Origin of the sequence: Aeromonas sp. 159 (assembly GCF_963862045.1) — a bacterium.
GTDB lineage: Bacteria > Pseudomonadota > Gammaproteobacteria > Enterobacterales > Aeromonadaceae > Aeromonas > Aeromonas veronii.
The window spans coordinates 1-20,074 of sequence record NZ_CAWLMI010000023.1 but is presented as its reverse complement, the minus strand read 5'-3'; the positions used below and the strand labels follow the sequence as shown (position 1 = coordinate 20,074).

General features: G+C 57.7%; 19 protein-coding genes and 1 pseudogene. 12 read left to right on the top strand and 8 right to left on the bottom strand.

Features of this window, described 5'->3' with window-relative positions:
* Nucleotides 1-23: 23 nt before the first annotated feature.
* On the bottom strand, nucleotides 24-1,850 hold the full coding sequence (locus tag AACR14_RS04705) for an ATP-binding protein (protein WP_019445318.1): 1,827 nt from the start codon (nucleotides 1,848-1,850) through the stop codon (nucleotides 24-26).
* An 8-nt stretch (nucleotides 1,851-1,858) separates the two neighbouring features.
* Entirely contained in the window at nucleotides 1,859-2,350 is a 492-nt protein-coding gene (locus tag AACR14_RS04700; protein WP_005351410.1) for a molybdopterin-dependent oxidoreductase, read from the bottom strand.
* A 338-nt stretch (nucleotides 2,351-2,688) separates the two neighbouring features.
* Between AACR14_RS04700 and AACR14_RS04695 the strand changes: the two genes are divergently transcribed.
* The 6 genes from AACR14_RS04695 to AACR14_RS04670 all read left to right on the top strand — a co-directional run bounded on the left by AACR14_RS04695 (nucleotide 2,689) and on the right by AACR14_RS04670 (nucleotide 8,842).
* Nucleotides 2,689-3,039, top strand: coding sequence for an STAS domain-containing protein (locus AACR14_RS04695; RefSeq protein ID WP_005333409.1), 351 nt, complete (start codon nucleotides 2,689-2,691; stop codon nucleotides 3,037-3,039).
* Nucleotides 3,036-3,452, top strand: a complete 417-nt coding sequence (locus tag AACR14_RS04690) for a hypothetical protein (RefSeq protein ID WP_019445317.1) — start codon at nucleotides 3,036-3,038, stop codon at nucleotides 3,450-3,452. The genes AACR14_RS04695 and AACR14_RS04690 overlap by 4 nt, the downstream gene beginning before the upstream one ends.
* Before the next feature lie 18 nt (nucleotides 3,453-3,470).
* Nucleotides 3,471-5,576, top strand: coding sequence for an SLBB domain-containing protein (locus tag AACR14_RS04685; RefSeq protein ID WP_005351417.1), 2,106 nt, complete (start codon nucleotides 3,471-3,473; stop codon nucleotides 5,574-5,576).
* A 1-nt stretch (nucleotide 5,577) separates the two neighbouring features.
* Nucleotides 5,578-6,246 carry a tyrosine-protein kinase family protein gene (locus AACR14_RS04680; protein ID WP_005333403.1) on the top strand — a complete coding sequence of 223 codons (669 nt, stop codon included), beginning with the start codon at nucleotides 5,578-5,580 and terminating at the stop codon, nucleotides 6,244-6,246.
* Between the two features lie 23 nt (nucleotides 6,247-6,269).
* Nucleotides 6,270-7,760, top strand: a complete 1,491-nt coding sequence (locus AACR14_RS04675; protein ID WP_019445316.1) for a SpoIIE family protein phosphatase — start codon at nucleotides 6,270-6,272, stop codon at nucleotides 7,758-7,760.
* 80 nt (nucleotides 7,761-7,840) lie between these two features.
* Nucleotides 7,841-8,842: a glycosyltransferase family 4 protein gene (locus AACR14_RS04670; protein ID WP_019445315.1), complete on the top strand. Its 1,002-nt coding sequence runs from the start codon at nucleotides 7,841-7,843 to the stop codon at nucleotides 8,840-8,842.
* A gap of 284 nt (nucleotides 8,843-9,126) precedes the next feature.
* Here the strand turns inward: AACR14_RS04670 and AACR14_RS04665 are convergent, their stop codons facing one another.
* The 3 genes from AACR14_RS04665 to AACR14_RS04655 are packed head-to-tail and all read right to left on the bottom strand — an operon-like array spanning nucleotide 9,127 to nucleotide 12,099.
* Nucleotides 9,127-9,762 (bottom strand): sugar transferase, encoded by a 636-nt coding sequence (locus AACR14_RS04665; protein WP_019445314.1) that lies wholly within the window; start codon nucleotides 9,760-9,762, stop codon nucleotides 9,127-9,129.
* Nucleotides 9,759-10,952: a glycosyltransferase family 2 protein gene (locus tag AACR14_RS04660; RefSeq protein WP_019445313.1), complete on the bottom strand. Its 1,194-nt coding sequence runs from the start codon at nucleotides 10,950-10,952 to the stop codon at nucleotides 9,759-9,761. Before AACR14_RS04660 ends, AACR14_RS04665 begins: the two co-directional genes overlap by 4 nt.
* A 31-nt stretch (nucleotides 10,953-10,983) precedes the next feature.
* Complete coding sequence (locus tag AACR14_RS04655) at nucleotides 10,984-12,099, bottom strand: glycosyltransferase (protein ID WP_041201831.1); 1,116 nt, start codon at nucleotides 12,097-12,099, stop codon at nucleotides 10,984-10,986.
* Nucleotides 12,100-12,255: 156 nt separating this feature from the next.
* Between AACR14_RS04655 and AACR14_RS04650 the strand changes: the two genes are divergently transcribed.
* The 4 genes from AACR14_RS04650 to AACR14_RS04635 all read left to right on the top strand — a co-directional run bounded on the left by AACR14_RS04650 (nucleotide 12,256) and on the right by AACR14_RS04635 (nucleotide 16,479).
* Nucleotides 12,256-13,671: a GumC family protein gene (locus tag AACR14_RS04650; protein WP_019445311.1), complete on the top strand. Its 1,416-nt coding sequence runs from the start codon at nucleotides 12,256-12,258 to the stop codon at nucleotides 13,669-13,671.
* A gap of 394 nt (nucleotides 13,672-14,065) precedes the next feature.
* Complete coding sequence (locus AACR14_RS04645) at nucleotides 14,066-14,770, top strand: Cthe_2314 family HEPN domain-containing protein (RefSeq protein WP_156808772.1); 705 nt, start codon at nucleotides 14,066-14,068, stop codon at nucleotides 14,768-14,770.
* Nucleotides 14,771-15,103: 333 nt separating this feature from the next.
* A complete protein-coding gene (locus AACR14_RS04640; RefSeq protein WP_019445309.1) occupies nucleotides 15,104-15,703 on the top strand; it encodes a hypothetical protein in 600 nt (199 codons plus the stop codon).
* A gap of 131 nt (nucleotides 15,704-15,834) precedes the next feature.
* The gene (locus AACR14_RS04635; RefSeq protein ID WP_019445308.1) at nucleotides 15,835-16,479 is read left to right on the top strand and encodes a tetratricopeptide repeat protein; all 645 of its coding nucleotides are present in this window, start codon (nucleotides 15,835-15,837) and stop codon (nucleotides 16,477-16,479) included.
* A gap of 85 nt (nucleotides 16,480-16,564) precedes the next feature.
* Here the strand turns inward: AACR14_RS04635 and AACR14_RS04630 are convergent, their stop codons facing one another.
* The gene (locus tag AACR14_RS04630; RefSeq protein WP_019445307.1) at nucleotides 16,565-17,410 is read right to left on the bottom strand and encodes a DUF1194 domain-containing protein; all 846 of its coding nucleotides are present in this window, start codon (nucleotides 17,408-17,410) and stop codon (nucleotides 16,565-16,567) included.
* A 157-nt stretch (nucleotides 17,411-17,567) separates the two neighbouring features.
* Here AACR14_RS04630 and AACR14_RS04625 point away from each other — a divergent pair, with 157 nt between their 5' ends.
* Both AACR14_RS04625 and AACR14_RS04620 read left to right on the top strand, forming a co-directional pair.
* A complete protein-coding gene (locus tag AACR14_RS04625) occupies nucleotides 17,568-18,335 on the top strand; it encodes a hypothetical protein (protein ID WP_019445306.1) in 768 nt (255 codons plus the stop codon).
* Entirely contained in the window at nucleotides 18,322-18,768 is a 447-nt protein-coding gene (locus tag AACR14_RS04620; RefSeq protein WP_041201832.1) for a hypothetical protein, read from the top strand. Before AACR14_RS04625 ends, AACR14_RS04620 begins: the two co-directional genes overlap by 14 nt.
* Here AACR14_RS04620 and AACR14_RS04615 read toward each other — a convergent pair.
* Together AACR14_RS04615 and AACR14_RS04610 are read right to left on the bottom strand one after the other, a co-directional pair.
* Entirely contained in the window at nucleotides 18,746-19,222 is a 477-nt protein-coding gene (locus AACR14_RS04615) for a hypothetical protein (RefSeq protein ID WP_019445304.1), read from the bottom strand. The two genes, AACR14_RS04620 and AACR14_RS04615, sit on opposite strands and share 23 nt — an antisense overlap.
* Before the next feature lie 11 nt (nucleotides 19,223-19,233).
* Nucleotides 19,234-20,074: pseudogene (locus AACR14_RS04610) on the bottom strand (hypothetical protein); the annotation flags it as partial.

Below are 20,074 nucleotides of genomic sequence, written 5' to 3'. Positions count from 1 at the left end.
TAGCTCGGAATCAGGGGGGGGGGTTATTGCTTGCTGACACGCAGGGTGGCGTTGTATTTGAGCCGCCCATGGGAAATATGTCTGTTTATCTCGCTCAGTAGCGTCTCTTTATTAATGGGCTTGGTGATATACCCGTTCATGCCATGGGAGAGATAGTATTGCTTGGATTCCGGCATCGCATCAGCCGTCAGGGCGATGATGGGGATATCTGCCCAAGGCATCTGGGAGGTGCGGATCCGGGTGGTGGCCACCAGGCCATCCATCACTGGCATCTGGACATCCATCAACACCAGATCAAATTCGGTGTGACCCAGTTTCTCCAGCGCCTCTTCTCCCTGAACGGCCAGTGTGACCTGATGGCCCACGGAGTCGAGCATGGCGCCGATCACCTTGCGGTTGGTGGCATTGTCATCAACCAGCAAGATGCGATAGCTCTCCTGATCCAGTGGCTTGGACGGCAGGCAAACAATCGAGGGGGTCGTGGCTCTGGCGGGCCAGATGTAGGTAAAAGTACTGCCATGTCCCTCGCTGCTCTCTACCGAGATATCGCCACCCATCAGGCGTGCGAGGTTACGGGATATTTCAAGTCCCAGGCCCGATCCGCCATATTGGCGGGTGATCGAGACATCCGCCTGGGCGAAACGTTGAAACAGGTTCTTTAGCTGACTTTTGCTCATGCCGATCCCGGTGTCCTGGATCGAGATGCGTATAGAGTGGCGATCCTGCTCCAACAGGGTGCTATCAACGTGGATCTTTACTTCCCCCTGATGGGTGAACTTGATGGCATTGCTCACCAGATTGAAGAGGATCTGCCGCACCCTCAGCGGGTCGATCATCAACCACTCCGGCGTATTGGGGGCGACAGTGAGTGTCAGCTTGATCCCTTTTGCATCGCAGTTGCTCTGCATCAGGGCCCGGATATCCTCCAGCAGCTGGGGCAAGTGATGGGGGGCTAGTTGCAGCTCGATCTTGCCCTCTTCCAGCTTGGATACATCCAGAATGTCGTTGAGCAGACCGAGCAGATGGTTTGCCGATTCGCGCGCCGTTTCCAGATAGTCTCGCTCCCTCGGATCCATATCCCGGTCGGCCAGCAGTGAAAGCATGCCGAGAATGCCATTCATGGGGGTGCGAATTTCATGGCTCATGTTGGCCAAAAAGCTGCTTTTGGCTCTTGTGCCGGCCTCTGCCGCCTGATTTGCCCGCAGCAGTTTGTCATTGAGCTGCTGCATCAGTTTGTGCTGCAGAAACGAGATATTCATTTGCCGCCAGATCAGCAGGGCGAGCACAAAGAGCAGCGCAAATTGCAGGGTCGCGATGAGTGTCGTCGTGATGATCTGCTCCCTCACGCTGTCGCGGCGCGCCACATCAAACAGGGTCGCCTGCTGGTTCACCTCCAGAGTCAGCTGATGGAGCAGGGGGAGCAGGGAGGCAAGCTGTTGGCGCAGTTCTTGATGGGCAAGATTGTCGAGCGGCTTGGTGGCTTCCGGGCCGAGCCAGATATCCGCCAGAGAGATGTAGGATCGAATGGCTTTGCTTGCCTGCTGGTAGATCTCTGTTTGCTGAAGCAGGCTGCGATCCTTGCTCTCCAACACCAGATCCATGCGGCTGACCAGAATATCGTATCTGAGCTGGAAGGTCGGTTGCGACTCATGGAGCAGCGAGCTTTGAAAACGCAGCGCTTCGTTATAGAGCTGGAAATAGTTCCACATCACGTTGTCTTCGCCCTGGCTGGTACTGCGCTGCAGATCCTGAAATTGCCGGTACTGGATGGTACCAATACCGGCAAAGGCAAGGAGCAGCACGCAGAGCACCACAAACAAGAAACGTTGACTGGCCGCCATGGAACGCATGATGGGATTTACTCCACTTTTATCGCGCTGATCTGCCAGATAGCCCGACCGTAATAGAGCTTGTTTTGCAGTTCGGGATATTGATCGAACGGATAGACAAGGAACAGCGGCCCTTTGTCACGCACCGATAGTGGCTTGCCATTGATCGTGCGGGCGAGGATGACCCGATACTGCTCGGCATCGCTTGTCGGCACCTGTACCGAGTAGTCATTGAGCGCGGTAATGGTGAGCTGTTTGCCGGTTGCCCCGACCTTGGCCAATACATCTTGCAGCAGCGGGCCGCGAAAGGTTTTGGCTTCGTCATACCAGGGGGTATGGGTTTTGATTTCGTGTACCGGCAGTTGATCCAGCATGGCGCTGTCCCACAGGGCCAGAGCCTGATGAGTGGGGCTGCTGATGGCGCCTTCAACCTTCAACACGGCGCTGTCAGGGGAGGGGGCTGCGTATGCGGTGCCGCAAAGGGCTGCCAGCAGTGGTGCGATATAAAGGCCTGCTTTCATGATCTCTCCTTCCTGGAAAATGGCGGCACGGGGGCCGAGCCAACGGTGGCTTGTGAAGTGTGTCCAAAGGCAAGCAATAATCGGGCCCGGTCTAATGGGCTTGAATTATCAGTCATTTAGCCTCTTATCGGGCGATCTCGGCCCAGGTGAATTGCAGTTTGCAACGTGCGGGGGAGGTTAATTGCAATTTGGCAATCAAAACGAGGAGTGGGTGTCGGTGAATAAGGCGCAAAGAGTATCATTTGGAGAACAAGTGCCGTGGCACTGCCCGGCATAACATTTGCAGCGTGCTGAATGCCGTGACAGCAAATAGTCTGAGAATCGACAAGGAGCTAGCGATGGAAAGCATGACTTACACCCTTAATGATATCCAGGTAGTGGTACTGGAAAACGAGTTTGACGCGATGGCCGTCAGTGAGCTCCGCCCGTTGTTTGAAACCCTTTCGACCCACCCGGGAGATATCCTGGCCGATATTAGCGATGTTCATTTTATCGACTCGTCGGGGATCGGAGCCTTGGTATTTCTCTATAAAAGATTGATTATGAACGGGCATCAGATGGCCCTTGTCTGTGGACCCGGTCAACCTCATGACCTGCTGGAGATGCTGCATATCGACCGGGTGATCCCCTGCCATGAGAGCATCAAGGCCTATATGCGCTCCCGTGGCATGATGGCCGCTGCATCATGAAACGCTTTGGTATCCTGCTCTCGTCCATCTTGCTGTCGGGTTGTGCGCAGTGGCCGCCGCAGGGGTATGGCGGCATGGCCGAGGCAAGACCCACCCGTATTCCGGTCAATGAGGATGAACGGCGGGTCTGGTCTCGTTATGATGAGCGTCAGAAGGAACTCGACTTGCAGCTGACGGAATTAAAGCAAGCGAGTCTGCAGGGGTGTATGCCTGCCGAGTTGAAAAGACTACAATCTCAACGTATTGATATCGAACGGGATATGCACGGACGGCTCTGGTCGGATGTAGCCTGGCGTCAGACCGTGTTGGCACAATCACTACAACAAGTACGTTTGCGGCTGCAACAGACAACAGCGGATGGCTGTCGTGCTGATTGGTCAGGGCTCCCCTTACGCCAATGGGGGCAGACGTAACAGACGAAAAGGATGTCTATGAAACGGGGCGCTCTCGAAGGATTGATCTGTGTTCTCTTGCTGTTGTTCACCTGCCCGTTACTGGCCTCCACCTTGTTGGCTCCCGGTGATCGGTTGGCCATAGTGCAACCCGGTGAGCCTGCTTTTGATCAGCCTTTCCAGATCAACAAGCAGGGGGAGATTGCACTGCCTGAAGTCGGCAACCTAGTGGTGGGGGGAAAGACCCTGCAACAGGCGGATGAGCTGATCCGCACCGCCCTCAAACCTGTTTACAACAACCTCTCTCAATTGACCGTCACCTTGCTGGAGAAGCGGCTGCTGATCAGCGTGATGGGTTATGTCAAAAAACCCGGCAGTTATGATCTGGCGCCCGATGGCAACGTGCAGATGGCCCTCGATGCCGCTGGCGGTCTGGTGCCTGGTGCCCAGCTCAACAATATGCAGGTGCGGCGCGGCAGCACTGTCTCTAGCTTCGACTACAAGCGTTATCTCGATACCGGCGATGCCAGCGTGTTGCCGCCATTGCAATCCCTTGATGTGGTGTTCGTACCCGCCTCTCCGCTGATCGGCAACGTGCAGATCGATTTTGATGCGGCAACCCTGGCGGCAGGCGGGGATGGCGATACCGGCAAGGCGATCAAGGTATTTGGCGAGGTCAACAGCCCCGGCGCCTTCAGTTTCAAGAGCGGCAACTCCATCGTGGATCTGCTGATGCGAGCCGGTGGGGTGACCCGCTTTGCCGGGGTGGAGCGGATCCGGGTGATCAATGGTGATGCTCCCGAGCTGTTCGATCTCAAAGCCTATCTCGACTCCGGCAACAACAAGTTGCTGCCCAATCTGGCGCCGGGCGCCACCATCTTCGTGCCCAAGGATGAAGAGCAGATAAAACGGGGGGCGCGCACCATCTACATCATGGGCGAGGTGTTTAAACCCGGCGCCTATGAGGGACGGGAAGGGGACTCCTTCCTCGATATTCTGGCCAATGCCGGCGGCCCGACCCGCTATGCCGAGAGTCGCCAGATCCGTTTGCTGCGCACCGATGGCACGATCGAACCCATCGACTTGCAGGCCTATACCGAAGGGATGCAAAAGGCGCTGCCCCAAGTCAAACCCGGTGACGCCATCTTTGTGCCGGAAAAGACCGATATCAACGAGAAGTCCTGGTTGAAGGTGGCTCCCGGGCGGGCGGTGATGGTGATGGGGGCGGTGCGGATCCCGGGCCGCTATGAATGGTCTGACGAAATGTCGCTGCTGGATCTGATCGCCCACGCCGGTGGCCCCAACGAGCGGGCCGATATCGCCAAGGTGCAGATCCTGACCGCCGAAGGGGGGCAGGCCACGCCGACCCTGTTTGATCTCGACAAGTTTCTCCATCAGGGGGGGGCGCTCGCCAGCCTGCCAAAGATCCGGGCCGGATTCACCATCATGATCCCCGAGCTGCCCACCGATCCCAGTGATAACAAGTCCCAGTGGGTGCGCCAGTCACCGGACAGTTCCATCTATATCTTCGGTCAGGTCGGGGCCCCCGGTCGCTATGCCTTCAATGAGCAGATGGGCTTTATCGACATCCTGTCGGCCGCCGATGGCCCGACTGCGGCGGCGGATCTGCGCAATGTGCGTATCGCCCATCGCAGTGGCAGCACTGCGCGGGTCAGCAAGCTCGACCTTGCTCTCTACTTTGAAACTGGCGATGAAACCTTGCTGCCCAAGGTGCTGCCCGGCGACTCCATCTACCTGCCGGAGAAGAATCGCCCCTGGCTCGATGAACCGAAGGAGAACACCATTCGAGTGCTGGGGGCGATCGCCCGTCCCGGTCGCTACCGTTTTGACTCCTCCATGACCCTGCTGGATCTGCTGGCCGAGGCGGGTGGCCCGACCAGCAGCGCCTATATCAAGAAGATTGTGGTGATCAACATGGCCACCAGTGGTCAGGGGGATCAGGCCCGCAGCTTCGATCTCGACGGCTTTGCCAAAGAGCCCGACTTTAGCCAGTTACCGGTGCTGCGCGCAGGGGACACCGTTTTTATCCCTGACAGCAAAAGCAGCAACTGGGCCATCTTCATGGATGGCATGCGCGACATCCTGACCACGATTTCGGTGGTGGCCCTGGTCGGGACGCTTTGATATGAGCATCCCCATTCAATACCTGGAGCTCGAATCCCTCTACGCGGCGACGGTCGCCCGGGGGATCCGCTCGCTGGCGGTCACCTCGTCGGAAGGGGGAGAGGGGGTGAGCTCCATCTGCGATGCGCTGGCAAGGCGCTCGGAAGCGGATGGGCTGCGTACCCTGCTGGTGGATCTCAACCTCTATCATCCCGGCCGCGCCACGGCGATTGCCTGGGGGCCCAATGATGTGCCCGAGCCGGTAGCCACTGGCCGCTCCTTGTCCTTGCTCCCGGCGCCAGGCAAGGATCTGATGGCCTTTCGCAACAAGGATACCTTGCGTCAGCTGCTGGTTCGCTGGCTCGAGCATTACGATGTGGTGATCTTCGATACTTCGCCGCTCACCGCCCTCAATCGGGGCAATATTCCGGCCGATCAGGTGTGTGGTGCCTGTGAAGGGGCGCTGCTGGTGGTGCTGGCGGGGGTGACGCCGACGACCGTGGTACAAAGTGCAGTGGATAAACTGACCCGTGCCGAGGCCAATCTTATTGGCGCTGTCTATAACGACAAGCTCAACCCGGGGCTGGCCAGCGAGATCCTGCGCGAGCTCAACCGGCTGCCCAGTAACCGGGTGACCGAATGGCTCAAGCGCTGGTGCCGGCGCAGTGCCTTGCTCAATTTCCGGATCTGATCGCCCGCTAATGGAGGCCCGATATGGATGACTGGTTGCGATCTGCTCCGGCAACCCTGCAGGCGGTGCGCGAACTGCGCAACCGGCTGGCACAGGGACTCTCCCTGTTTCAGGTCTCCCCAAAGGATCAAGCCAACTGGCTGCTCTGTTTCAGTGAGCTGGCCACCAATAGCGTCAAGCACACAGCGCCTCCCGCGACCCGGCTCTGGCTCACGCTGAAAGAGGATCAAACGGGCTTGAGTCTGATACTGGAGGATGATGGCGGTCCGCAACCCGGTCTTGCCAGTGCGCCGTTACCCGATGAGTTGCAGGAGGGGGGATACGGGCTGGCGCTGGTGCACCAGCTGTTTGCCGAGGTGCACTTCTCTCGCGACGGTGAGCGCAATCGCGTGACTCTTCGCCAGCAGGGCCCGGTCAACCAACTGCCGGTGATCGCGGTGATCGACGATGACAAGGTGATGCGTGCCCTGCTCACCGCCTACCTTCATGAGCACTACCGGGTTGAAAGTTATGCCGACTCCCATGCCGCCCTGCTGGCGCTCGGAAAGCAGCCCCCCGCGCTGGTGCTCTCCGATATCGAGATGGAGGGGATCGATGGCTTTGGGCTGCGCCAGCAGTTGATGAAGGATCCCAAGATGAAGGGGGTACCCTTTATCTTCCTGACCGGTCATCAGGATCAGTGGACCCAGAGTCGGGCGGGGGCGCTGGGGATCGATGACTTTCTGGTCAAACCCATCACCAAGCAGGACCTGTTGCTGGCGGTTTCGCGGGTGCTGCAACGCTCGGAGCAGCTCAAATCGCAATGGGGCGAGCAGCTGGATCAGCGCATGACCTCGGCGCTGCGCCCGTTATTGCCCGCCACCTCCATAGGGGGATACCAGCTGGCGTTGCAAACCCGTGCGGCCACCGTGGGGGGCGGGGACTTTCTGCTGGTCAAGGATCGGGTGCTGTGGCTCGGGGATGTAATGGGCCACGACGCGGAAGCCAAGTTTTTTGCCCATGCCTATGCCGGTTATCTGCGCGGCTTGCTGACGGCGCACGATCTGGAGCGCGCCCCCGCCCGTTTGCTGACCATCTTGTCCAATGCGGTTCACAGTGATCCGCTCCTCGGGGCTACCCTGCTCACCACCCTCTGTATTGAGCTCGGCAACGAGGGGCGGGTGCAGTGGGCCAGCGCGGGCCACCCGGCGCCCTGGCTGGTCGGGCCCGGCACCATCCGTCAGGTCGGCGTGACCGGCCCCTTGCCCGGTTTGCGCCCGGATCCCCACTTCGTGACCAATGAGCGTCAGCTCAAGCCCGGCGAGATCCTGCTGTTCTGGACCGACGGCCTGCTCGATAGCCGTGATGCCGCAGAGCGCCAGCGCTGGGAGTCGCAGCTAAAAGAGATCTGCCTGACTTCGGGGCCCGGTCTTGAGCAACTGGCTCATCGCATTGCCCGCTGGTTTGATGAACGCATCAATGATGCCCCCCTCGATGACATGACCCTCTTGCTGGTCGCCTGTCCCGGCGCCTGATCCTGCCCCTCTTTGCCTGACTGGCCCGCTCTATGCAGCGCCTCATTTCAGGTGGCATGGAGCCACGGTAGGAGGGCCTTATGTTACCCATGCAGCAGATCTGGCTGGCTATCGATGCGCGTCAGGTCGGTGGAATTGAAGTTCACATTATCCATCTCGCCAACGATCTGCTGGCCAGGGGATTTCGCCCCACCATAGTGCTGGTGAGCAACCATGGCATGACCCCCTTTACGACCCTGCTCAAACAGCAGGGCTTGCCTTACGAGGTGTGCCACAACAGCCGCGATTTTATGCGCCGTCTGGCCCGCCAGCCTGCCTCTGTGCTGATCCATACCCACGGCTACAAGGCCGGGGTGCTGGGGCGGCTGACAGCCTGGTTCACCGGTAAATCGGTGGTCTCGACTTTTCACAGTGGGGATGACGGGGAAGGGTTGCTGAAGTTTTACAGCTGGCTGGATCGCACCACAGCGCGTTTTGCGAAGTGTATTGCAGTGAGCGAGCCCATCGCTCGCAAATTGCCTGTGCCGAGCACGGTGATCAGCAACTTTGTCCCCATGCCTGCGACGCCGGCTGCGGTAACTGGCAACCGGATTGCCTTTGTCGGCCGCCTCTCGCCGGAAAAGGGGCCGGAGGCATTCTGCCAGCTGGCCGCCTTCTGCGCGGATGGGGCGTTTCATCTCTACGGGGATGGCCCCATGAAAAGCGGCTTGTTGCAGCAGTATGGTGATCGCGTCCAGCTTCATGGTTTCCAGAACATGGCCAATGAGTGGCACAACATCGACCTGCTCTGCATCACCTCCCGCTTTGAAGGGTTGCCGCTGGTGGCCCTGGAGGCGATGGCTCACGGCATACCTGTCTGTACCTTTGCGGTGGGGGGCCTGGTCAATCTGATCGACCATAAATCCAATGGCTGGCTGGTGGAGCCCGGCCATGTGCGGGACATGGCGGAGCTGGTCAACTACTGGCTGCGCAGCGATGAGATAGCGCGCAGCAAAATGAGTCAGGCGGCGCGCAACACCATCGCCCGCGGGTACAGCGTCAACAACAGGGTGACCGATATTCTGGCTGTCTACGGCGTCTGAATCACAAAGCGAAACCCGCCAAAACGAGTGGCTGCTGGCCACTCGTTTTTTATGTGCCGGTGTTATGGGAAGCAGGGGGCGGATTGCTTCGGTGATCACGCAACGCATGGGTTTCTGCGGTGGGGCAAGCGGACATCAGGCCTGTGGATGGGGCCAGATGATGGCGATCAGATCGCTGACTTATCTGTGATCACCATTGATTTGCCACAAGGATGCGCCATAAAAAAAGGCCATTGCAGTGGCAATGGCCTGATGGGGTTGAGATGTGGCTGAGATTGGCGGGATTAGCGCCCCTTCTTGCCGACCATGATGGCGATCGTCTTGCCGATGATATGCACATCCTGCACCAGCCAGCGCCAGGGGTGGAGCAGGGCGACCGAGTAGGCCAGATCGAACGCCAGCTTGCTGCGCACATCATCGAGCGACTCGTCGTAACCCTGATTGACCTGCGCCAGACCGGTAATGCCGGGGGCCACTTCATAGGTGCGTTCGATAAAGTACGGCACCGCATCTTCCAGCCGATTGGCGATACCGGGTCGCTCCGGGCGGGGGCCGATCAGCGACATCTCCCCCTTGAGCACATTGATAAACTGCGGCAGCTCATCGAGCCGGGTTTTGCGCAGGAAGTCGCCGCTGCGGGTGATCCGGCTGTCCCCCTTGCCACACCAGACCGGCCCGGTAGCCGCCTCGGCGTCGGCGCGCATGGTGCGAAACTTGATCATGAAAAAGAGCTCGGTATGGGTGGCGTGGCTGCGCCCGATCCGCAGCTGACGAAAGAACACCGGACCCGGGCTATCGAGTCGGATGGCCAACATGATCAGCGGCCACAACGGCAGCGTCAACAGCAGGCCAAAAGTGGCACCGAGCAGATCCATGCTGCGTTTGACCACCAGGGTCAATCTTGGAATGGGGTGTGTCATACGGCTTTCTCCTGTGACATGAAACGTATGGGGGCGCGCAGGCAGTAGCGCAGGGTGCCCATGCCGTTGTACCAGTGTCCGAGTACCAGATAGTGGATCTTGCGAAACAGATTGGGCCAGGGGTGGACAGGGGTCAGCTGGATCAGGATGACCAGCAGATACCCCAGCAGTTGCAGCCCCAGCAACAGCTGAAACAGCAGGGATTGGGTGGCCAACGGGATGGCGCAGAGCCACAGCAGGGTCAGGCAGAGCGGCATCAACACCCGCAGCCCCTTGCCACTGGCAAAGTTGAAGGCAACCCAGCCGAACTTGGGGTGTAGCAGGGGCAGCAACCGCAGCAGCTGCTGGGTGTTGCCAGCCCCGATCCGCTTGCGCCTTGTCGCCTCCAGCGCGGCATCGGAAACTTCCAGCTCCAGTGCGGCGCAGCGATTGTCATAGACAGCCCGATACCCCTTGGCGATGGCCTGCATCGGCAGGATGAAATCGTCGTTGATGGTATCGGCGGCCAGCGGGGTGAGGCACTCCCGGCGCATCATATAAAAGGCACCGTGGGCCCCCAGCATGCCGCCAAGGGCCGATTCGCAGAGCTTGATCTGGCTTTGATAGTGCCAGTAACTCTCCTCGCCCTGGGAGCCCGGTTGCCAGAAGCGGTATGCTTCCCCGACCACCCCTACCTTGGGATCGGCAAAATGGGCGACCGCCAGCAGCAGGCTGTCGATGGGCAGCAGGGCCGAGACATCGGTGAGGGCTACCAGATCGCTGTGCACCCGTGTCATGGCCTCGTTGAGGACGGCGACCTTGCCGCGATTGCGGGGGTGATCAAACAGCCTGATCTGCAACTGCTGCAGGGCGGGATCTCCGAGCTGGCTTAGCGCAATGGGGTAACTGTTGTCGCTGCAGCCGTCGAAATGCACATGTACCCACAGCTTGTCGGCGGGGTAATCGAGGCTGGCGAGGTTTTGCAGCTTGGCCGCGATGGTCGCCGCCTCGTTATAAACCGGCATCAGCAGGGTGATGGTCGGCAGCGCCTCATCGGTGGCCTCTGCTTTGAACCCTCGATCCAGGGGGCGGGGCGGATTGGCTACCTTGCGCGCCTGCCGACCACCGAATTTGAGCAGCAGGGGATAGCCGACATGGTGGTAGACCACCAGTACAGCGCACAGCCAGAACACGATCATGATCCATTCCATGGGATGCTCCTCTGGTCATCGGGTCGCTTGATCAGCGGCTGTAAAGCTGCTGATAGGCCTGAGCCATCCGGCTCAAGCTGCTTTGCTGGCACACAAACTCTCGGGTGACGGCACGCAGGCTATGGCAGTGCAGCAACCCTTGTGCCAGAAGCTGGGCAAGGCGGCCGGGATCCCGCTCCGACAGGATATGGCCGCTGTCCTGACAGACGATCTCTCTGGCCGCCCCCACGTCGCTCATCACCACCGGTACCCCGCACGCCTGTGCTTCCAGCACGCAGAGCGGCATCCCCTCCGCCAGCGAGGGGAGGCAGAAGAGATCCAGCCCCTGATAGAAGCGCGGCATGTTTTCGACCAGCCCCAGAAAATGGACCCGATGGGCGATCCCCAGCTGCTGACACTGTTGTTGCAACGCATTTTGCAAACTGCCGACCCCAGCCAACGCAAGATGCACCTCCTCCGGCAGGGCGCGGATCGCCTCCAGCAGCAAGGCATGTCCCTTGACCGACTCAAGGCGGGCGGCGCAGCCAATCAGTTTGACCCCTTGCGGCAATCCCATCTCCTGACGGGCGAGGGCGGCGGCGCCCGGGGCAAAACGCTGCTCATCGATGCCGTTGGGGATCACGGTTGGCGACAACTGGCCCAGCTTTGCCAGCAGCTGGTTGGCCACCGGCATGGCATCGGCCACCAGAATGGGTTTGAAGGCGCGCAGCCCCCACAGGGCCAGCGTGCGCTGATGAGGATCATCGAGATACCAGGCATCGTGCTCTGTGTGTACCAGGGTGGGCACCCGGGCCAGCCGACTGGCCAGCCCGCCATAGATCATGGGCCCCAGATGGTGGGTATGTACCGCGACGGGCTTGAGTTGGCGCAGCAGTCGGGTGAGCCGCCAGAGTGTCGCCAGCGACCAGCCCGCGGGCTTTTCCAGACAGTGAATATTGCCTGCGAAGGGATGCAGAGCGGGCCATGCCCTTAGCACATCCCCTTTGCACCCTTCGAGAGAGATGATATGCACCGGTTGCTCGGCCGGGCTCGCCTGAGTGAGGTTGAGCACCATGGTCTCCAGCCCGCCCGGCTGCAGGTGCTGCACGATTTGAACGATGGAGCTTCTGCGGGGATGGGGTCTGTGCGACGGGGTTGATGACAACATGGTTCGCGCTCCGGCAAGGGAAGGGGTAACACCCCGGATAGCGGGAGAATGCGAATCTTGTACCACTCTTGCGATCTTCCCACAGAGGCGATCAGCTCCTCTGGTGGCACTGCCTTTGCATCGTGCGGGGGAGGGCTTTTCTCAGGGAGTGATGCCATGCCTGTCCAGTTCTATTACAACCTCTACATCATTCTCTTTGCCGCCTGGCGCCGTCGTTATCTGCTGGTGATCCCGGTACTGGTGATGCCGCTGGTGGGCGTGACGGTCGGCCTGCTCACCCCCAAGGAGTATGAGAGCCGCACCACCTTTATGGTGCCGCAAGATGCCAACCAGACCCCGACCCTCAAAGATCTGATCACTCAGGAGAGTCTCAAGGATCGCTTTGCGGTGCTCGAAGCCCTGCTGCGCAGCCGTTATGTACTGGACGGGGTGGCGCGGGATCGCGGTCTGGTCAATGACGAGACCCCGCCAGCCCAGCGCGATGCCATCATGGACTGGCTCTCGAGTGCCGTCTCGCTGCGGCTGATTGGCGATGAGGTGATCGAGATAAAGGTCAAAGCGGATTCGGCGGCCAACAGCGCCGGTTTGCTCGAAGCCATTTCGCGGCGCTTTTTCTTCAACCTGCTCAGCAAGGGGCGCCAGTCGGCGGAATCGTCCGAACGTTTCCTGCAAAGCCAGCTCGACAGCCGCCGCAGCGAACTGCAAGAGGCCGAGCAGCTGCTCGCCGACTTCAAACGGGAGCATGCCAGCGCCTTGCCCCAGCAGCAGAGTACCAACGTCGCCCGTCTCTATGGCTTGCAGGAGCGTTATGCCGAGAGCCTGATCACCCTGCAGCAGGCCAAGGCCCGGGTCGATCAGCTATCGCAGGGGCAGGAGAGCCAGCTGGCCCGCCAACTGGATGAGAAGCTGCAACTGATGCGTACCGAGCTGGTGTTGCTGCGGGCCCGCTACAGCGACGAACACAGCAAGGTTCAGAGCCTGCGCTATCAGATTGACCAGTTGCAGCAGGAGTTCGAGCAGCTCAAATCCCAGCCGGATATGGCCCGCGGACCCGAGTGGCAGCTGGCCCAGACGCAGCTGACGGAGGCGGAGCAAAACGCCGCGGGCTTGAAGAGCCAGCTGGATGGGCTGGACAAGGTGGTCGACTCCCAGGGGGATACCGAGCGCCAGCTCGCCGAGCTGGAGCGGGATCTGGCGGTTAAACGCACCCTCTATCAGGATTTGCTGCTGCGCTATGAGAAGGCCAAGGTGACCGGCGATCTGGGCAACTTCGAGCAGGGGGAGCGGATCAAGGTGATCGACAAACCCTTTGCCCCCAGCAAGCCGAGCAACTACCCGCTCTGGCTGTTTTTGCTGGCGGGCATTGTTGGCGGACTGGGGCTCGGCTGCGGTCTGGCGCTGGTGGCCGAACTGGCGGATGCCAGCCTGCGCCGCTCCGATCAGCTGGCCGCCCTGGTCAAGGCGCCAGTGCTAAGCCGCATTCCCTACTGCGAGCCGGTGCCGGACTATCCATCCAATAGTGATCATGCGCTCGATGGGCAGGTGCTGCCCATGTCACCAGAGCCGGGTTGATTGCCGTAAAACTGGCTATCAGCCGGAATCTGAATATTTCTGAAAAGGCCTTGTGATAAGGCCTTTTTTATGAGCACCTGGCGGTGTTTTGGGAGGCGACGCTATTTAATTAGGCTCGATTCGATTTTGCGTCCTGATGTTGTCAAGAAGACGAGGCAGGTAGCATTTTCCATAGCAACAGATTGACTGTGATTTTGTACAGTGGTAAAAGTGGAACTAAATAAATGAAACAGAAACAATCAGTTAAGAAACCGGAGCTAGGTTGGTAATTTAATGATTTTAAAGTGATTTTCAGAGTGGATAATGTATCAAATGGCGGCATCATCCGGAAGGATCAGTTATTGGATTAATACTGACTTCAATATAATTAATGTTATGTTTATTTGGAGTGGGCGTGCATTTATTTGAGGAAGTTGTTTTATACGATCCTGATAATCCTGTACGAAAGTGTGGGTTAGAAGGAAAAGATGTCCACTGTGAAAATAATTTGGAGTGGTATGTATTCCGTTGTGGGCAAACTCTGGCTCGCTTGTCTTGTGCAATTGATAAATGCCATCTGTCATTAAATCAATTGGAGTATGTTGTTAACAAAAAACGTTCAGATGACAAATTTACAAACGCAGATTATATAGAATATGAAATCGAAAATTTCTTGATTAGAAGCAGTGCTATTTATGACCGTGCTTTAATACTAGCCAGTAGTCTACATGATTTAGGTATTGCCGACGACTCTATTTCTCATCAGTCAGTTATCACAAATGCTCATGTTCAATCATCTGGCATGGCTGACCAACTTAAAAAACTACGTAAGCATTGCACTGAATTTAGAGAAATGCGTAATAAAATCGTTCATCATGCCAATTACACAGATGAAGCATTTGATTTGTTGTCAATGCTACATAAACTTGATGCCAGTGAAAAGCAAGGTAGTAGCGTTACATTACCTCAAGATGTTCTAATAAAATTAACTGATGATTTTATACATATACAAATAAGTGAGTTTAAAGAGTATTTAAATTCAATAGTTGAATCAGTAGAGAAAATATATGATAAGTCGTTACTTATTTATGCAACTAACAAAATTAGAAATACAAAATAAACATAACAAATTGCTGCGTGTGGATTTGATATAGCTCGTAGGTTCGATTAGCAAAGCGTAATCGGACGCTTGCGGTGATACTTCCGGCTAATGTTGCATACGTTCAGGCGGTGACCTTGGCTGTCTGTTAGAGAGTTAGCTTCGGGATGGTGTAGGAGTAGCAAGATGGAAAAGTGTTGGCTTGTTGAAGATGCATATCCTAGGAAGGCCACGAACGTCCGATTACGCTTCGCTAATCGAACCTACGGTTCTCCTAATTTTCAGGTAAACAAGGCGTTAGGCACTTGTCATCAAATATTTTAAATTGTTGTTTTTTATGCATAAAGGTGTGCTATGGAAGGAAAAATAAAATTAGCTCTACTCATTATTACTCTTATGGAAAGAGCTATGAAGGAAATCTCCCAGAATCCTGAATTGAGAGGTTCTATTCTAGATGGTGCACAGAATATTGATGATTGGCTGCAAGAAAAGTTAGGCAATGTTAGCAGACCTTCGACAAAAGATAGTGTCGCATTAGCTATTGAGACATCTGTTGTAAGAGATCGGGATACTATTTGTTCCATTATTGCTGTTATTACTACTCTTTATGCGACTAGAAAAGTTACAAGGGGGGCTCATGTTGGTGGTACATTGAGAAAATACTTCGGCGAGGACGTTTTTCCACACATTGATGAGAAAGAACTAAGGTTCGCCAAGCCTGTAAATGAAAATGTTTATAATTATGTTCTGAAAAGTGTCAGTGAATCATTTTTTGATGTCATGAAAGAATACGACTTCAAGAAATATGCTGATTTTTCAAACGTTGACTCCGGCTACGGAACCTGGGCAGTGACATCATGCTCAGCAGTTCATGGCCTAACCAAAACTTTATTGAATTATGGGCCTGATATTTTAAGTTTTCTAAAAACGCTCCTGAATTTTAAACGCGTATAACAAAGCCTCCCAGCAGAATTCGTCTGCGGTGGTGCAGCTGAAGGCGGTGTTATATAGCTAATCAAACTTTGTATCTTGCTTCTGGCAAGTAGCGGCTGCTGCGAGGCAGTTTATTTCAAACGTGAGGATTGATGAATCAACCCGTGGAGCTCACTGATGGCTACAAGTTTTGCATCGCAGGCACCGGTACGGAATACCGCTTGTGCGCTCCTTTTCTGCTCCCAGAAGCGGTAGACCCAGTAGCCATGCTGGCTGTTGCCAATCAGTCCCTCGACCTACATCCTTGTGCTGCATTATCACAAGGTGCTTCAAGAGCTCGGAGCGCTGCCGCTTTTATGTTGCTATGTGTGGGGCGAGCCGCGCAGGCAGAAGCCATTCTCCGAGAGGTGATCTCCGCGCAGATGGTTTCAGAGGACGATGCTGCTCGCGTTAGCTCAGAACTACGCCTAGTGCAGGTTTTGCAACGGCTCGATCGTGCAGATGAAGCTGTCAGTTTGGCCACCCAAGTAGTTTGTCGGTTGCAACCAAAATCCTTTATGCGGCATTTCGCACTGCATCATCTTGGCAAGGCTCTCGTACAGACTGGTGCCCATGATAATGCTCGCGCCGTGCTGTCAGAGGCGCTCTCTCTACGCCAGGCGCTGGGCAAGAGTGAACTTATTGCATCAACTTTGGAGGCGTTATCGTTGTTGCCCTCAGAAGAACAAGCGGCGCATCATCCATATGGTCAGACTTGGCATATTGGTCAATCGGGCGAATTTCGTCAGGGCGACTAGCATTTTCGCGCTGTATTCAGGTCATCGTCGCCCCAAAAAAATCAGGGAGCCATAGCTCCCTAATCGCGACACACGGGGTGATTAACTAGCCGATAGCTGGCGATTGTTGCCAGTTGGCTTGCTGCGGACGGCCTTGAGTTCGGCGTTGATAGCGCCAGGCCAGCAGTAGCGGCATACCGAGCAGCAGCTGGGCGGCCAGCGGGATCTCCTCGATGGGGGCGGCCAGTGCCCCTTCCGGAATAATGCCCCCCTCAATTTCGGCTGCCAGTTTGAGCTCCAGCGCATTGCCAAAGTCGGCGAAGGTGGTGGCATTGATCACAAACGCATCCTGACCGCCCGCCACGTTCTCCACATACCACTCTTGCAGCACCCCATCGGCGTAGTCCTGACCTATGGTGATGCCGTTGATGGTGTCGATGCCGGAGGCGAGCAGTTGATCCCGCACGGTGGAAGTATCCAGCCCGTTGTTCTGGATACCGTCACCCGACACATCCATCACCTGGCGGGCGGCGGTGTAGTTGTTGGTATCAAACTGCTGGGCACCAAAGGCCATCGCCGAACCGGGGGCCGTCATCCCCGCATAGGGGCGGACCAGGGCATCCAGGGTGGCGGCGAAGTTGTTGATGGAGGTCATGTCGTAGAGGTGGAACCAGTCGGTCATCAGACTTTGCTGGTTGCTGCTGCTCCACATGATCATCTGTACGGCGATGGACCCGAGTTTGCCACCACTGGTGTCGAGGATGGCGCTTTGTACATCCTGACTGTAAAAGGCGTCCACATACCCCTGTAATTGCAGATTGAATTCCGATGAACTGACGCTGCCCGACACATCCATCAGCAGTTGCAGTTCGGTATCGACTTCGGTCAAGGCGTATGCGGGGGAGGTTACCAACCACATCCCCAGCAGCCCTGCCAACGGTTTGAGTTTCATTGCTCACTCCTTCTCCCTGGCGCTAGTGCCAGCAGGGGGAATGAATAAAGCGTGCCAGCTTTGTTGCATCCTCTGACTTGGCTTGGTCCGGGTGAGGCTGGGCAGGCATGGAACTTGCGACAGCGGTCACAAGCGCTGATAACCGGCAGGAGTTGCGATGGAGATCCGTCCCTGGCAGTGGGCACCCAACTGGCTGCTACTTGGTTTGGCCAATCAGTGGGGCATGGTGTGGCTCAATATGGGTCACTTCAACCTGCTGGTGGTGTTGCTGATTGCTATCTGGTGGCAAATTGCATTGCGGGTTGCACCGAGCTGGCGCCCGCATCCACTGGCGCTCGCCCTCTTTATCCTGCTGATCCTGATCCCCAGTGCCAGTTGCAAGGCGCTGGCCTGTCTGCTGCTGGTGGCCTCGCTATGGCGCCGTCATCAGAGTGGCGATGAGCGGGCGGTGTTGCAGATTGTGCTCGCCTTTACCGTGGCGGTGTTGTGGGGGCAGCAGGTGTTTGCCCTGCTCTCCGGCCCTGTGCTGGCGCTCGATGCCTGGGGGGTGGGCCAGTGGTTGCAACTGCTGGGCTGGGAGACTCGACTTGATGGCAATCGCATCGAGCGGTTGGGGGGCCATGCGCTGATCGTGCTCAAGGGGTGCTCCTCGTTTTCTCAACTTTATCTGGTGGTGCTCTCCTGGCTGGTCTCCTGCTGCTGGCTGGCGCCAGAGCGCCCACTCTACCGGCAGTGGCCCATGTTGCTGCTGGTCTGCCTGCTCTATATCGGGGCCAATCAGCTGCGGTTGGTGCTGATGAGCCTGGATCTGCGCTGGTATGGCTGGCTGCATACCGGCTCGATGGCCCAGCTCTACCAGTGGGCCATCATGTTGCTGGTGATGACCATCCTGTTTCTAAGGGGGCGCCATGATGCGTCTATCTAGGGGATATCTGTTGCTGTTGCTGGTGGCACTGCTCAGTGCTGCCGCCATGGGCTGGCGTTATCAGAACCGGGCAGTTAACGAGGGAGCCAAGCCCATGCTGCTGGAGCTGGTCCAGATGGGCTGGCGCTTGCGGGTGGCTACGCCAGTATTGGGCGGCACCTATGTCAGCTATCAGCTGGCCCATCCCCGCTGTGACGGTCTGCTGCAGGCCATGCTGGTGGCGCCGGATCGGGAGGCGATGTCAGTGACGCTGGCGGGTGAAGGGATGAGCCAAGGGGTGATGTTTTTAGGCGAGCTACACCAGAGTCCGCCGCTGCTCTCGTACCGTCTGACCCAGGGTTGGCGCAAGTTGTGGGGGCTGACCCCTTATCCCCTCTATCGGGTGGCCTTGCCGACGTCTTGCATTGGCCTTATTGCGCCGCCGCTGGGGTGACTGACCCCGGTTCACCGTTTGGCAGAATGCGGATCAGCAAGGTATTGGGGGCCAGCATGGGGTCATAGCGGGGCTCCAGCTCAATGGCGCGGGAGCCCAGCAAGCGGGTGAGGGCCGTCAGCCGCACGCTCGCCATTCGCGCACTCTCCAGCATGTCGGTTTGCTGCCCGGGGCCGCTTACCAGCGCAATCCGTGCCGGATCCTTGCGGCCTAAAAACTGATGCAACTGCTGCTCCTGATCCGCTGGCAGTTGCGTCTCCGCGTTCTGGTACTGCAGTTGCAGCTGGGGCTGTTCGGCCATTTGTTGTTCCCGCAACTGGTTGAGGATCGGCAGTGTCTCATTGACCGGCTCCTGACGGGCGCAACCGGTGAGGATCAGCAGCGGCAGCATCAGAGGCAACAGGCGGCACAGGGCGCTGTCTTTGGCTGTGGAGCGGGGAGTCTGGTTGGCCATACGCAGTCACTTCAGGAGGATGAGTTGGCACCAGTTTGCAATGTTTTCAATCCCTTGGCCAGTTGTTCAATCTCGCGGCGCCACTGGATCCAGGCGGCAGAGGGCAGTTGCTCTGCCACCTGCCAGCGGGTCGGCAGCTGATCCCGCAGGCGCTCCAGCAGCAGGGCGGCCTCCACCTGATAGCGTGCCTCCTGCTCAAGCCAGGTGAGCCAGCGCAGATCCTCGATGGCTTGCTGCAACAGCAACAGATCGTGGGAGAGGCGGTGCGTCTCGCAGGCTTGCGGGCCGAGCAGCATAAAGTCGCTCTCCCGCCCATCGGTGGGGTCATAGGGCAGGGCGGTGGGCATGCGGCCATGCCACTGCAAATAGCCCTCGGCGCCGCTTTGCCACAGATAGAACCCGGCGGCTCTCGGGGTGCCCAGATTGTAAAACCAGGGGGTGACCTTGTGCTGGCGTACCCGCGCCACATCGGCCTTGTCGGCGCCAAAGCCTGCGTTGATCAGGGCAATCTCCACCTCTGCCAGCAGACCAACCTGACCCGGATGATTGAAGTGGCCTGCGCGGAGCACCGCCGGATCCCGCCGTTTCATCTCCCGCGCCAGGCTGGTGATGGCGGGCAGGGTGGCGAGATCCGGCTCATCAAACAGGCTCCATGCCAGCGGGGGCAAGCCGCTGGCGGTCAGTGCCTGTTGCCGCGCTTGCCACTGATCAAGCTGGCTGGCAGGGTCACTCCCCCAGCGCTTGAGCGGGGTATAGGCCAGCAGGGGCGGCACAAAGCCGAGCCCGGCCGCCTCTCCCATGATCTCCCGCATCCCCGCCTCATCCTGTGGCAGGGCGGGTGAAAGGCCGCTG